The sequence below is a fragment of the Pseudomonas sp. genome (genome assembly GCF_050739655.1).
GTDB lineage: Bacteria > Pseudomonadota > Gammaproteobacteria > Pseudomonadales > Pseudomonadaceae > Aquipseudomonas.
Genome location: NZ_JBOIBY010000456.1, coordinates 19498 through 33681, shown reverse-complemented (window position 1 = coordinate 33681; position 14184 = coordinate 19498). Strand labels below are relative to the sequence as shown.

General features: G+C 61.1%; 11 protein-coding genes. All 11 read right to left on the bottom strand.

The window, feature by feature from the left end; translation table 11 throughout:
• Window positions 1–187: 187 nt before the first annotated feature.
• Entirely contained in the window at window positions 188–1375 is a 1188-nt protein-coding gene (locus ACRESJ_RS21845; protein WP_431759765.1) for a GNAT family N-acetyltransferase, read from the bottom strand.
• Between the two features lie 428 nt (window positions 1376–1803).
• Window positions 1804–3018 carry a GNAT family N-acetyltransferase gene (locus ACRESJ_RS21840; RefSeq protein ID WP_431759764.1) on the bottom strand — a complete coding sequence of 405 codons (1215 nt, stop codon included), beginning with the start codon at window positions 3016–3018 and terminating at the stop codon, window positions 1804–1806.
• A 4-nt stretch (window positions 3019–3022) separates the two neighbouring features.
• The gene (locus ACRESJ_RS21835) at window positions 3023–3712 is read right to left on the bottom strand and encodes an N-acetyltransferase (protein ID WP_431759763.1); all 690 of its coding nucleotides are present in this window, start codon (window positions 3710–3712) and stop codon (window positions 3023–3025) included.
• Window positions 3713–3798: 86 nt separating this feature from the next.
• Window positions 3799–5718 (bottom strand): hypothetical protein, encoded by a 1920-nt coding sequence (locus tag ACRESJ_RS21830; RefSeq protein ID WP_431759762.1) that lies wholly within the window; start codon window positions 5716–5718, stop codon window positions 3799–3801.
• Window positions 5715–7019: a lipopolysaccharide biosynthesis protein gene (locus tag ACRESJ_RS21825; protein WP_431759761.1), complete on the bottom strand. Its 1305-nt coding sequence runs from the start codon at window positions 7017–7019 to the stop codon at window positions 5715–5717. The genes ACRESJ_RS21830 and ACRESJ_RS21825 overlap by 4 nt, the downstream gene beginning before the upstream one ends.
• Window positions 7016–8017: a polysaccharide deacetylase family protein gene (locus ACRESJ_RS21820; RefSeq protein WP_431759760.1), complete on the bottom strand. Its 1002-nt coding sequence runs from the start codon at window positions 8015–8017 to the stop codon at window positions 7016–7018. The genes ACRESJ_RS21825 and ACRESJ_RS21820 overlap by 4 nt, the downstream gene beginning before the upstream one ends.
• 12 nt (window positions 8018–8029) lie before the next feature.
• The gene (locus ACRESJ_RS21815; RefSeq protein ID WP_431759759.1) at window positions 8030–9166 is read right to left on the bottom strand and encodes a glycosyltransferase; all 1137 of its coding nucleotides are present in this window, start codon (window positions 9164–9166) and stop codon (window positions 8030–8032) included.
• Window positions 9159–10127, bottom strand: a complete 969-nt coding sequence (locus ACRESJ_RS21810) for a glycosyltransferase (protein ID WP_431759758.1) — start codon at window positions 10125–10127, stop codon at window positions 9159–9161. Before ACRESJ_RS21810 ends, ACRESJ_RS21815 begins: the two co-directional genes overlap by 8 nt.
• Window positions 10124–11491: an O-antigen ligase family protein gene (locus ACRESJ_RS21805; protein ID WP_431759757.1), complete on the bottom strand. Its 1368-nt coding sequence runs from the start codon at window positions 11489–11491 to the stop codon at window positions 10124–10126. The genes ACRESJ_RS21810 and ACRESJ_RS21805 overlap by 4 nt, the downstream gene beginning before the upstream one ends.
• Window positions 11488–12588, bottom strand: a complete 1101-nt coding sequence (locus ACRESJ_RS21800) for a glycosyltransferase family 4 protein (protein ID WP_431759756.1) — start codon at window positions 12586–12588, stop codon at window positions 11488–11490. Before ACRESJ_RS21800 ends, ACRESJ_RS21805 begins: the two co-directional genes overlap by 4 nt.
• A complete protein-coding gene (locus ACRESJ_RS21795; RefSeq protein ID WP_431759755.1) occupies window positions 12585–14177 on the bottom strand; it encodes a GumC family protein in 1593 nt (530 codons plus the stop codon). The genes ACRESJ_RS21800 and ACRESJ_RS21795 overlap by 4 nt, the downstream gene beginning before the upstream one ends.
• Window positions 14178–14184: the final 7 nt, after the last annotated feature.

Sequence of the window (14184 nt, the reverse complement as noted above, 5' to 3'; positions counted from 1 at the left end):
GGGCCGTACGTTCGGGGCGAGACCTTTGGTTCCTTTGGGGCGTTTGCCAAAGGGACTCGCCGTAAGGGCGAAACCATAAGCGGCCGTTACCGCAGCAATGGATATGTACCCAATCAAAAATCCCGGTCGGCTGTCAGGCCGCCATCGCTAGCCGCGTGTCAGTTGACGCAGATGCTGGCCTGCCTGACTAGCGCCTTTTCAACCAATCCTTCAGGCGTTTCGCATAGGGATAGAGACTGACCCACAGATCGGCCAATGGCGAACCGCTGCTGAGCAAGAAGGTGCATAGCGGCTTGCGCTCCATCCATAGGCGATTGGTCAAGGTGTTATCCGGGTTTGAGCAGGAGTCCATCCACTCGACGCCGCGCTCCTCGAGATCCTTGCGCCGGTGGATGTACTCGAGGACAAGGAGTACACCTGGCGAGTGTTTGGCGTAGTCCTCATCGAACGCGATCTTGAAGGCAAAAGCAGCCGGCGGGGCGAGGAAGTCGCAGAGCATCGCCAGCGGACGGCCATCGAGGGACATTTCGAACATCATCAGCTGACCGCGGGCATACGCGGCGCTGGCGACTTCCTCGAAAAAACGGCGCGATTGCGGGCGGCTACCCAGCGCCGATTGCGATTCACCTTTCCAGCCCTTGAGCTCGAGTTTGACGAACGCCGCGAGCCAGGCCGCCAAGTCCTCGCCGCTGGGTTGCAGCGCGCGAAAACGCAAGTCACCCAACTCGGCCAGGCGGTTACGTTTGCGGCGGTGTTCTCTGCGTTCCTTGGACGACAGCGCTCGCTCCAGATAGCACTCGGCGTCGTCCCCCAGCTTCATCAGCGCTCGCTGCCAGTGAGAGCCCTCATGGAAACGCCGCCCCTCCTCACGCAGCGCCCAGCGCAGGGCATCGGCCAACGGGCCATCGGCAGGCGCATCGGGCATCCGCAAAAGCGGGTAGCTCCGTCGATGTCTGTGTAACCAGTGCAGGAAAGAGCGCATCACCTCACTCTCGTGACCGCTGCGCACCAGGGGCGCCACTGAAAAGCAATAACGGTGGCGGACCATTCTGGCCGCCGAGATGGGCAAGAGGGCACAGGCACCCGGCTCGAACAGCGGGAAAAAACCATCTATCACAAACCCGGGCCGCATCGTTCGTTCGGTCGGTCTGAGAATGAACAACAGCACGAAGCGCTTGTTGCCTACCAGGTGCTCGAGTGCCGACAGCAAGGCCCAGGGCGAATAGAACATGTTGGGTTCGACAGCAGCGTGGGCCAGCGCCTCCCAGGCTTCGATATAGGGCTCGGCATCCGCCAACGAGCGAACGACCTCGATCTGGTAATCGGCGCATTGCGGCACAGCGAAGCCAACGTCGTAGGCTTTCTCGATAATCATTTCCCGTCTCCAGCCCTGCAAGGGCAAAGCTCCATTCACTCCAGCAGTGAGGTGATCCAGTTCACAAGGGGAAACTGCGCCGCGTGAATTTTGCTCACCCAATTCAGGGTTGCCAGCGTTTCTCTGCACTTCGCAGCTGGTCATGCTGCCCCGGACAACGTTCACGTCGGCCTCGCAGGACTATAGCAACGGCTCAAACGGCCGCCTTGAAATGCAGAAAAAGGTGATGGCATTGATGTGTATAGATCACTTTGGCAATTGCATGGCAGGCCTCGATCAGCAATTTGTTTCAACATATGCATCAGTTTTGACACAATTTCCGGTAAAAAAAATCGCACGCCAAGGGATCCAGAGGGCTTGAGGATTTTCATTGCGCAACGGCCTCTGCACGCCGCTCGGTCGTGTCACAGGCACTGAGCCCGAAATTGTCAGTGTTGACTATGACTTGGCGCAGCATGTTCGCCCTCCATGAGTGTGTCGGTGGGTGCAGGCGCCTTGGCCACGGGCGCCGCGACGGCTGCAGGGGCAACGGCCGCAGCTTTTCGCTTGGCCCGCCACTGCTGCCATAAAGGTTTGAACCCTTGCCAGAATCGCAAGGCCAGCCCTAGGGCCAGGCCATCGGGGCGCCAGGAATAGAAACTCCAGCGCCAGTGTTGCAGCTGCCCGGTCATCCGTTCATGCAGTTGATGAGTGGAGTTCTCCAGACTCACGCGCGATGCATCGATCCAGCGCCAGTTGTCGTCCAGGCCCCAGCGAATCCATTCTTCAAGCAGCACCCGGCCGCTGCCCAGGTCGGCGTATTGCGGCAGGAACGCCAGGTTGTAGTCGTACAGTCGGCCCTGTTCCAGCAAGCCGAGGCGATAGCTGATGCAGCGACCGTCCAGTTCCAGCACCACCACGCGCACAAGGCCCTGGGCGGCGAGGGCGGTGAAGGCGCGATCCATCCATTGCCGGCGATGCTCATCGCTAAAAATCCCCACGCCTTCATCGCCTTTCCAACTGACCGCTTCGACTTCGCTGATGACCTTGAGCAGTGGCCCCATGGTCGAGGCGTCGGGGGTAATACGGCGTACCTGGGCGCCACACGCGGCGATGCGTTTGCGTGCCCTGCGCAGTTTGTAGCGTGGATCACCGGAGACTTCCTGGCGATCGGCGTCGCTGATCCGGTGCACGGGGGTGCGACAACTGAGGCGACGTTCAGCGGTGGAGCTGTGGCTCATCCATTCGGCCAGCACATTGTCGGCGCCGACAGGTTCAGGCAATTCATTGAGTTGCAACAAAGCATGGGGCACTCGACGGCGAATCGTGATCAACGCCTTGTGCATGTTCGCGTCGTCCAGGCAAGCCAGGAGCGCGAGCCGGTCGGCGAGGGGGTAGCCCAAGTGATGAAGGACTCGAAACGGCAATCCGCCAAAACGCTCGACGCACGCCACCAGGGGTAGACACAGCACCAGTTCATCACCCTGCCAGCCCAGCAGAACGTGTAAACATTCGCCGGCGGTCAGTGCCTGTTCCGATGCAGACATCCAGGCCAGCGCGTTGAACGGCGTGTGGTCCATCACTTGCAGCCGCAGCGCTTCATAGGCAGCTGCGGGAAAGTCTGCGGCGCACAGCGAAGTACGCCATTCAAATCGCACTGTCATAGGGTCAGGCCACCGGAGCAGTAACGGGTTTATGTTTTGGTTTGCGCAAGGCATCCAGACGCGAGCCGGTGTAGCGGGTTTCGCGGTGCAAGCGCCAGCGGCCAAACAGTTTGTAGATGTTCATGATTCGCCCTTGTTCGTTATAGCCCATGCGAATGTGCATCTTCAGAGCCCGGATATTGTGGGCTTCACAGACATCCACCACTTTGTTGCAGCCTCGAGCCTGCATGGATTTCCATAGGTTTAGCTGAAGATCCAGGGACAGCAGGGTGCCCCAGTAGGCGCGGATTTCTTCAAGGGCGAATTCGAAGAACTCGCCTTCCTTCACCGGGAACCGGCAGCCGTAGTAATGGCGGTCGTGGTAGGCGCGCACGGTGCCCCAGATGAAGCCCACGGCATCGCCTTTTTCATCCAGGTACATATGCCCGGTGTGGCCATCGCGAGCCAGCTCGGTCATGGTTTTCACGCGCTCGCCGAAGTGACGAGTGAACGCCACGGTGTTCTGCGCGGTGATGGTTTCCAGGCGTAGCGGCGGGTAGGGGGTGAGTTTATGCGGCGGCACCGGGCTGACCAGGTCGCGCTCCATCCACAACAGTTCCTCGTGGGAAAACACGTAGTGCTTCCACGCTTTTTTGAGGGTGGCGCGCAGTCCTTTTTGTTGGATGTGGGGAATGAGTTTGTGCAACACACTCATGAAGTTGGCTCCTGACGGGCAGACCCGTAAGTGGAGTGATCCACAGCGCGGCAAGTTACCTGCGCGGCCAAACAATTGAGCGGCGGTCACGAAGCGATCCAGTCAAGGGCGAACAATGTTTCTCCTGGCAGCTCGAAGGTCACGCGACCGTCGTGGCAGTTGAAGGGTGCGTCGCGGCTGCGGTTGTCGGCACCAAAGTAGCGTAATGAGCCCTGAGTCAACGGGCACTCGGCACCGCTTAGCGTCACATGCTGCAGGCGCGTGCCCTTGTTGACCCCCAGCAGGCTGCGCTTGGCGTCCTCGGCCATGGCCAGCACGTCGACCTCGAAGGCACTGTTGTCCAGGCGGATCACACTGTGCAGCCAGTGTTGCTGGATGAACTGCTGGGCCAGGCCGACCGGTTTGAGTTCGAAACGCTCCTCACCCTGGACGCGAAACATGCCCTTGGGGTATCCGGGCTCATCGCCGGCCATGAACCAGTTGAGCATCTCCAGCAAGCCGTCCTGGGACGAGTTGATGGCTACCGAGGCCCACCACAGGGAGGCGAAGTGGGTTTCCTGATCGTAGGGGCTCAGGCTTGAGCCGGCGGATATGTTGGTCTGGTCCAGCAGCAACGCCTTGCGTGGCCTGCCATTGGCGTCGAGCCCGACGAGGTCGGCGGCGCGGCGCACGGTGTCGCGATAAACCCGGGTCGCCAGCAGGTCGCGGATCATCCATTCGTGCCAGGCCAGCGCATCGACCTGATCGCCGGATTCCTTCAGTAAACGCCGGGCCCAGTCGATGCCGCGCTTGTCGGCAGCGTTGTCGACGAACGGGCCGTTGATCAGTCGCGAGCTGGCAGGCATGGCGATGCGCACACCCGCCTTGGCATTGTCCGGGTTGCTGCGCACCTGCCGGGCCATGGTGTTGAAAATGCTTTGGTAGTTGGCGTAGTCCGGATAATTGAGGTTCGGCTCGTCGGCAAACCCGATGTAATGCGTGCCTTTGCCGCCCAGCGTGCGAATCGTGGCGAGCCAGGCGTCGAGGCCGGCGTTGCTGGTGGCATCGGCGCGCAGATCGGCCTGACGCTGAGTGCCAGCCAGTAACGTGATGTCCTGGGTGATGCCGAAGCGGTCCTGATACAGCTGGCGGAAATTATCTTCGTAGTGCGCACGCTTGGCGGTGATGTCAACGAAGCTGTAGAAACCGCCTGCCTGTGGTTTGAGCGCATCAAATACGGCATAACTTGCGGGCGGCGGCATCGTGTAGGGCAGGGCGATCCCCAGGTTCGGCGTGTTGCCGAGGATTTCCTTGTGCAAGGTCAGCCGGGTCTGGCCGTCATCTTCTCGCAGGGGTTTTAGCTGCTGCGGATTCTGCGCAAACAGGTTGGCCGTGCCGTCAAGCCAGAACGCCGCTTTGCCGCTGCCCTGCAAATGCAGGCGCCAGACCTGATCGGTACTGGCGACGGGTAACGCGACCTGATCGAACTGCCCGTAGGCGCTATAGGGCTTGAGGGCCAGCGACAGCTGTTTGCCGTCGCCCACGCGTTGCGCCTGCAAAGCACCGACGCCGCCGTGGAACTTGCCGGCCAACACCGCCTGTTCGCCGGCCGCGACTTTGAAATACAGCTCATCGCCATCGCGGGTTTGAGCGCTGAAATGCACCTTGGCCGGAGCGAACAGTGCCACCGTGCGTTCGTCGTGCACGACCCTGTAACGGCGAAAGCTGTAGCCGGGGATCTCCAGTTGATAACTACTGGCGCCCGGCGCCAACGGCCAGCTTTGGCTGCCGCTGGTTTCCTTGGCGGCAATCACCCGTTCGCCCTCGAGTTTGCCTTGGCCGTCCAGCAGGTACAGGCGTTCTTCGTTGGCATCCGCCTGCCAGGCCGGCACCCAGCTCACGGTCACGGTGTCGGGGCTATCCGTTTGCAGGTACAGGCTGCCGTCGCGGATGTCGGCCCAGCGCATCTGCCCGGCGTACGCCTCGAGCGACAGGCTCAGGCTCACCGCCAGCGCGAAGTACTTCATGCCGACTTCCGTTGCAGCATTTGAACCATCGGTGCCAGGTCGCTGGGCAGGATGATCAGCGTTTGCCAGAGCGGCACCCGGCTCAAACGGCAAAACATCACCAGCAACGCGATGGTCACCGCCAGGTAGGCGATGGACGACGCCGCCGCCGCACCGACGATGCCGTGGGTCGGAATCAGCAACAGGTTCAACGCCAGATTGAGCAAGGCGCCGAGGCCCATCACCAGCGAAATCGAGCCGGGCCGGTTCTTGCCCAGCAGATCCAGGCGCAGGATGCTGCCATAGCACAACCCCAACAGCCCCGGCAGCAAGGCCAGCAACGCCGGATAGGCCGGCTGATACGCGACCCCGAACAGGGTGACAATCAGCCATTCGCCGATCACTGCCATGGTCAGGCACGCGCCGATCATCACCGTGGCGGTCAGGCGCAGCGCCAGCGGTGTGACAATCTCGATGCCTTCTTCCTGTTGCAGCAGTCGCTTCATCAGGGGCGTGGTCACCGCCTCCGGGACGATCAGCAGCAACTCGGCGGCCGCGCTGGCCATGGCGTAGTGGCCCAGCGCGGTGCTGCCGAGCAGGGCGCCGATGAACAGGTAGTCGGAGCGCAGAATGACCTGCTGGAACAGCACGTCCGGATGGCTGCGGGCACTGAAGCGCAGCAGTTCATTCTGGCTGGCGCGGTCCCATTGCAGGGTCAGCGGTTGATTGCGCTTGAGCCAGACCCAGCCCACCAGCACCACCAGGCTGATACCTGTCAGCCAACTGATCAGCGCCGCTTCCAGAGCCGCGCTTTTCCACATCCAGAACAACGCCAGAAACAGCAGCAGCGGTGCCAACGACTCGATCAGGCGCAAGACGTTGAAGGCCACGACGCCACCCGATGCGTTGTGCAGCGTCAGCAGTCCGCTCTTGAGCACGGTCAATGGCACCGCCAGCAACAGCAGCCAGGCGAGCAGACCGAGTTGCGTGGAAATATCAAGTTCGCTGCCCAATTCACGGGTCAGCGCCACCACCAGCAAGGTCAGCACACCCGCCAGCAAACACCCGAACACCAATACCTGACTGAGCAACAGCCCCATGGGCCGCTGCTTGGCTGCCTGGTAGCCCACCGCCGTGTTCAGCCCGCCACTGGTGGCGGCACTGATCAGATCCGGCAGGGCGCTGAGCAAGGCAAACAGGCCGCGCTCACTGGGCCCGAGAATCCGCGCCAGCAATACGTTGCGCAGCAGGCGCAGACCGATCATCAACAGTTTGGTGCCCATGCTCAGGGCCAGGTGTTTAAGGTAATGGCTGCGACTCATGGGCGCGCCCCGCGGTAAATGCGCCACGACAACAACTCGGGATTGCGTGCGGTGCGCTGGCTGACGCCGAACCGTGGCAAGGCCAGCGGATCGCTGTTGCTGCGGTAGATCCCGGTAGCGGTGCCCAGGGCAAACGGGAAGTCATGGTCGGCCACGTGTTGCCGCACCCGCGCATCGTTGTCGCCATTGGGGTAGCAGTACACCGGCAAGGGTTGATTGCAGCCGTTCAATAGTGCCTGGCGACTGCGGCTCAATTCCTCATCCAGGGTCTGATCGTCAAGGCCCGTGAGAATCGCGTGGCTGGCACCGTGGGGGCCGAACCGCACCAGTCCACTGGCTTCCAGCAAACGCACCTGGTGCCAGTCCAGCGCTTGTGGCAACGATTCTTGTGGGCATTCATCGGTCAGGCGATCGAGGTCACGGGGAGACAGGGTCTTGAGGCTTTGCAGAAAGTGCAGCAATGCCAGGCTGCGGCGGTGCAGATCCGGGTCATCACACAGTACCGGTAGCGGGCGACCCAGTTGCTGCAAGCATTCAATTAAATGCAGGCGGGCTTTTTCACCGTGGCTGTTCCACAGGGTTTCACCAATGCTTTCCCACCAAAAGTGCTGGCGGCTGCCGATAAAATCGGTGGACAGAAAAATGCTCGCCGGCACTCGATACTTGTGCAGCAGCGGGAAGGCATTCAGCGCGTTGTCACGCCAGCCGTCATCGAAGGTCAACGCCACTTTCGGGCGTTCGTTGCGCTGACTGCCCGGTTGCAGGATCTCCATCAGCGGTACGCAGTCGAAATGCTTTTTCAGCCAGACCAACAGGTGTTCAAAGGCTTTTGGCCCCACGCACAATTCATTGCGATGGGGCAGGTTGGCGGCACGGTCGTTGGACAGTACCCGGTGCAGCATCAGGATCACGCCGGCGCCGTGCAGTTGCTGGCGACCGACCGGGGAATTGAGGTAAAGCCAGCCGCTGGTGCGTTTTAGTAGTTGTTTGATCGCCATCGCACGCTTCTCTCATCGATTTTGCTCAGGGTTCCATTGCGCATAACGCTGGCCACGCAGGAACTGCCACAGACCGATGCTCATCCCGGTGAGGGTTACCAGGAGGAACGCGGCGAGGCGAAAGGGTTTGGGCAAGCGGTGTTGTGAATCGAGCAAACCGGCGATGGCCGCGGTGTATCCCAGCAGTTGCGCGATCAGGCTCCAGCGATAAAAGGCGTGCTCGTCCCACAGCCAGAAGTTGCTCAACAGCAACGGCAGCAACAGGATCGGCGCCAGGCGGCGGATCAACTTGTGGCTGATCAGCGCAATCGCATACAGGCCATGCTTGAGTGGATTGAGCAGCTCGCGACGCTGGGCCAGGCTCTGCAAACCACCCACGGTCACCCGTTGGCGCCGGCGAAATTGCTTGTCGGCTTCATCGACGCCGGTGTCGATCACGCGGGCTTTTGGCACATAGATGATCCGTTTGAACGCCACCGGCGCGCAGGTGCTGATAAAGAAATCGTCGTTGACCTCGGCGGGCACGTTCTGGAACAACTCGCGGCGCAGGGCGAGCAGGGCGCCGTCGGCGGAGACCATGCAGCCGGTGCGGTTTTCCACGTAGCGCAGCCAGCCTTCGTAGTGTCGATACAGGCTGTCGCCGATGCTCAGGCCTTTGCCGGTCACGGGGATCAGCATGTGCCCGGCGCAGGCACCGACCTGCGGATCGGCCAGCGGCGCGAGCAAATGACCAAGGGTGTCAGTGGACCATTGGTTATCGGCGTCGGTGAACACCAGGATCTCACCGGTGCTCAACGCGGCACCTGCATTCAAGGTCGCGGCCTTGCCCTGGCGGGGCAGATCCAGCACGGTGATGCGCGGATCGACCACCTTGCGCGCACAGGCCACGGTGTCATCGGTTGAGCCATCGCTGGCCAGAATGATCTGCAGCGAGCGCGCCTGATAATCCTGGGCCAGCACGGTGCGCAGTTTTTCTTCGATGTGCCGCGCCTCGTTATGCGCGGCAATCACGATACTCACATCCATCGGTGCTGGCGTGCCGTGCCGCCGTGCCGCAAAGCACGGCGCGAGCAAGGTCAGCAGCAGCGGGTAGCCAAGGTAGGCGTACACCGGCAACAACAGGCACAACCAGAAAATGAATTCAGCCACGGGCAGGCCTCCTGGCATTCCAACGACACAAACTGAGAATGAATGCGCCGCCGGCCAGGTGCAGGCGCACCCAGTGCAGGCCCCACAGTTGCAGGGTCAGGCCGATGTCGCGGTGTTTGAGACTTTGGCGTAGGCTCAGCACCAGCGCCGGCAAAGTGGTCAGCAGCAACATGATCACCGCCTCATGCAGATAGCCGTTGAACAGCGCAGAGATCGCCATGAAGTCCAACAGCCAGGCCGCAATCGACAGCAGTGGAAATCGCAGCAGGCGCAGGCTTATGCCATGGCTGCGCAACAGTTGCAGGTGACTGCCCTGGCGCCACATCTCCTTGCCCATCCATTCACGCCAGTTCATTTCGTAGCCCCAGTGCAGGGCGATGTTTTCATTGATCGACAGCAGTCGTGCGCCCTCGGCGCTCTGGCGCAGGGAGAAGTCCTTGTCTTCACCCGTACGCAGGGTTTCGTTGAAACCGCCGACCTTCTCGAACCATTCGCGGCGCATCAGCAAGTTGGCGCTGGGCAGCCAATCGACGATCTGCACGGTGTGACGGGAAGGGCGCAAGGTTCGCTGTTGCCAGGCCGTGGCGTACCAGGGCGCTTGCGCCGGGGTGTGCAAGTCGAGGCTGAACACGTCGGCGACGTCGGCTTCTTCCAGCTTCAGCAAATGGGTCAACCAGTCCTCGGGCACCTCGATATCGGCATCGACGAACGCCAGCCATTCCCCGGTGGCCGCTTGCGCCCCGCAATTGCGCAGGGCGCCGATGAACAAGCCGGGCATGTCCAGCACGTGCGCGCCGAACTGCCGGGCAATCTGCGCGCCCTGATCGGTGGAGCCGTTGTCCACTACGATCAGCTCGCACTCGATGCCGGCGGCATCGGCGGCGTGTTGCGCCGCAAGCAGGGTACGGGCGATGTGCCGTGCTTCGTTGTACATCGGGAAAATGATGCTGATGCGGCTCATGCCTTGGACTCCAGCGTTGGACTTTCTTCGGCTTTCAAACGCAGCACGCTGGTCAAGGCGAGCATGATCCACACGTACTTTTGATTCGGCGCGCTGAGGAACATCAGGAACAGCGTCAGTGACAGAGTGCTCATGCCCAAGTGCGTGATCAGGTTGGCCTGCTCCCAGTTACCGCGCTGCATCCAGGCTTGCCGGGCACGCATCAGGTTGTACAAGCCCAGCGCCAGCATGCCGACGAACAACAGGCCGGCGGGAATCCCCAGTTCACTGAAAATTTTCAGGTAGGTGTTGTGGGCTTCGCGGTACAGGTCGCCGATTTTTCGGTTGGCGGAAAACTTCTTGGCGTAACCGGTGGGGGCATAGTGCAGCGGGAACGTCCCCGGGCCGGTACCCAACAGTGGGTTCTCGCGGATCATCTGGCTACCGACCACGATGTATGAAGCGCGGCGACCGAGGGATTCATCCTGGGCCTTGGCACCGGAACTCAGGACGCTCAGGGACTGGATGCGTTCGACATAACCGGGCGGCATCGCATAGATGCCCAGCGCAATCACGATCGCCATACCGAGCATGGCAAAACCCAGGTGACGTGGACGGATGCGCGGCAAGTACGCGCGGTAGTGCCACATGCCAATGATCAGGCTCAGGAGCAACACCACCAGCCCCGATCGGGATTCAGTCTTGGTCATCCCCGCCAGCAACAACAAGCTGCAACCCAACCAGAACAAGCGTTGCAACCGATTCGGGCTGCGGATCACCAGCAGCAGGGCCATCGGTACGGCGAAGGCGATCAGCATGGCAAACGCGTTCGGGTCTTCCAGCATGCCGGAAGCGCGACCCTTGTCCTGAAATTTGCTGGAAAACAGCGCCAGTGCGCAGGTCATGCTGACGCTGATTGTCACCAGCCGGGCGAACATGTCGAGGTTCAACTCGCGACCGATCAGCAGGGCGATCACAAACAGAATCAGGCCGACGCTCAGTTCCCGCAGATCGTCCAGCGAGCTGCCCAGGTCATCGCTGTTCAACAGGCTCAGCAGGTAAAGCGCCATGAACCCGATCAGCAAGCGCCAGATATTGCTGCGCAACCGCTCGGACGGAATCTGGTGCATGGCCAGTTGCAGCATCAGGATCAGCGCCAGTGAAGCACCGACGAACTTGGTGCCCGACAATGCGCTGCCCTTGAATAAACCTTCGAACGGCACGAGCGCCGCGATGCCCAGCAGGCCCCAGGCCGGTTTGCGGTACAGCATCGCAATACCTGCCAGGCCCACCACCGCTCCCGGCGCCAGAAATGGATAGGGGCTGGCTAGCAATGCAAGGCACACCAGGCCGAGCAGACTGACGATCGAGAGTGGGAAAATCATGCGCGTGCCTCCCGTGCAGTACGGATATAAAGCTGCGACCAGCGTTCGGCCAGGGCCTCGAGGTCGTAGCGATCCAGTTGCGTACGCCTTGCGTTGTCACTCAGTTCGCGAGCCAGGGCCGGGTCGCGCAACAAGCTGTCGATCTGCCGGGCAAGGGCGGCGGTGTCGGTGGGCGTGGCCAGCAGGCCGTTGTGCCGGTCTTGCAGCACATCGGGAATCCCGCCGACGCCAAACGCCACCACCGGCACGCCGGCTTGCATGGCTTCGAGCAAAATCATCGGCGTGCCTTCGGTGCGCGAGCTGATCACCAGCGCGTCGAGTTGCCGCCACCATGGGCGCATGTCGGTCTGGTAGCCCGGCAGGCTGATGCGCTCGTGCAATCCGGCCTCGTTGATTCGCGCCAGCAGACTGTCCCGTTCCGGGCCATCGCCGAGCATCACGGCGTCCAGTTGCGGGTACTGCTGACACAGCGGAATCAGGGTATCGAGAAACAGATCCGGACCTTTTTCACTGCTCAGCCGTCCGACATAACCGGCCAGCCAACGTTGCCGCCCGGTTGTGTGCGGTTGCAGATCATTGGCGGCCGGCAAGCCATTGGGAATCACCTGCAGTTTTTCTGCTCGCACACTGGCCTGACGGCACAGTGTGGCAATGCTCTCGGCGACGCATACCACCCGCGTCACCGACGCAGTGCGGCACAGCTGCAGGCTCAGCCAGGTGTAGAGCTTCTGCTTGCGACTGCGCGGCGTGAAACCGTGTTGGGTGATCACCAGTGGCAGGCGCAACAACGTTGCGCCAACCCAACCGAACAACAGCCCTTTGAAATTGTGCGTGTTGATCAGCGGCCGCTCGGCCCGCCGCTGGCGCAAATGCGCCAGCAACGCCCCAAGCCCCGTGCAGCCGTGACAGTCCACCCCGGCCTCGCGAAACCTTGCGAGCAACTCGTACGGTGCATCGAGAAACAGCACCTGATGTTGCCCCGGCGTCGCCAGGCAGTGGTCGAGCAGCATCCGCTCGGCCCCGTAGAACCCGCCGCTGCTGAGCAAGTGAATGATCGGCAGCGATTGGCTGTGCAGGGGTGGCAGTGGCGCGTTCATTTGCGTGCCCAATTGACCAGGCTTGGTACGCCCCAGTTCTTTTGCTGATTGCCTGGTTCCACGCTCTGTTCGTTGATCACCAACAGCACTGGCAAGCCCAGTTCGTGGGTAATTTGCGCAGGGTGTTTGAAGCGGTGGTCGAAGAACTCACGCACGTAGACCAGAGCAATCGCCAGCAGCAAACCGGTAAACAGGCCGAATGGAATGATCAGCAGCGGTTTGGGGAACGCCGCTTCAGTCGGTTCGAACGGTGGGCTCAGAACCCGGGCGTTGGACAGGTCGTTGTCCAGCATGCGGGCGGTGCTGCTTTCGGCAAAGCGCTGGGCGTAGGTGGAGAACGCCGCGTGCAAGGCGTTGATCTCGGTATCCACCTGCCGCAGCTTGCTCTGGGTTTCCTGCAACTGGTGGATGCGGTTCTTGAACTCGGCGATGCGCGCGGTTTTCTGGTCGATCACCGAGCTGACAATCGCCAGGTCGTTGGTGCGTTCCTGAATCCGGTTGCTCACCACCTTGAGGAATTGCTGACGGGCGCGGGTGATTTGCTCGCGGGCCAGCAGCATTGGTTCGCTGCCCGGCTGGAAGATCGCCAGGTCGCTGGTGTAGCGGCTGACCTGGGTGGTCAGCGCTTCACCCATCTGTTTGATCTCGCGATCTTCCGAGGCAACGTTGTCCACGGTGGTGGTGAAGGTGTAGGGGAAGGTGTAGTCATTGAGCTTGTTGTCTTTGGCGGCGGCCAGGTTGGTTTTCAGGTAATCGAGCCAGCGTTGGCTTTGCAGTAGGCGATCGCGGTACTGGTTGAGTGCCTGCTCCTCGGTATTGATGGCGTTGAGGCGGAACGTGATTTCTTCCTTGGGATCGGACGCACCGATAGCGCCCAGCAGAGCCTGCCGATTGCCTTCCAGGCCATCGAGACGCACCTGATACTGGGTCTTCTTGCTTTCGTAGAAGCTCTGCGGCAGTTCGATCGATTGCAGCGCCTGACGGCTGACCAGGTAGTTTTGCAGCAGCGCCGCGACAAACTTGGTGCCCTGGGCCGGGTCGGGGAAGCTGTAGATGATCGAGATCACGTTGGAACCCGGCAGGGTTTCGACCTTCAGGCTATTGATGGCCTGCTGGGTCAAGCCGTCGAGGGCGGTGTCGCGTACCGGATCGGTCTCCATGCCCAGCGCCGACTTCATCGGGTTGATCACGTGTTCGCGCAACGGTGTGCTGACATATTTTTTGAACGGCTGGCTCAGCAGTTTGTTGAGCATACCGGGAGGCGGGGTGTAGTCACTCTTGTCCCGCAGTTCGCTGATGGTCTGGCGAATCAACGCCGGCGAACGCAGGATATTGCTCTCGGTTTCCATGTCGGCCAGTGATGGCGGAACGAAGGTCGCGTTTTCCTGGTTCAGCGACGTGGTCGCATCACCTTGGGAGAGCTTTTTCGACTGCACGATGACTTGCGCGGTGATATCGAAGCTCTGTTTGAGCATCAGCGGCAAGACCAGGGCGATCACTGCAAAGACCAGGAAGACACGCTTCACCAATTGCTTGTTGGCGAAGAATATCCTGAAGAACTCGTGCAGGTAGTTTTCCTTTGGGTTCATGTCGGGT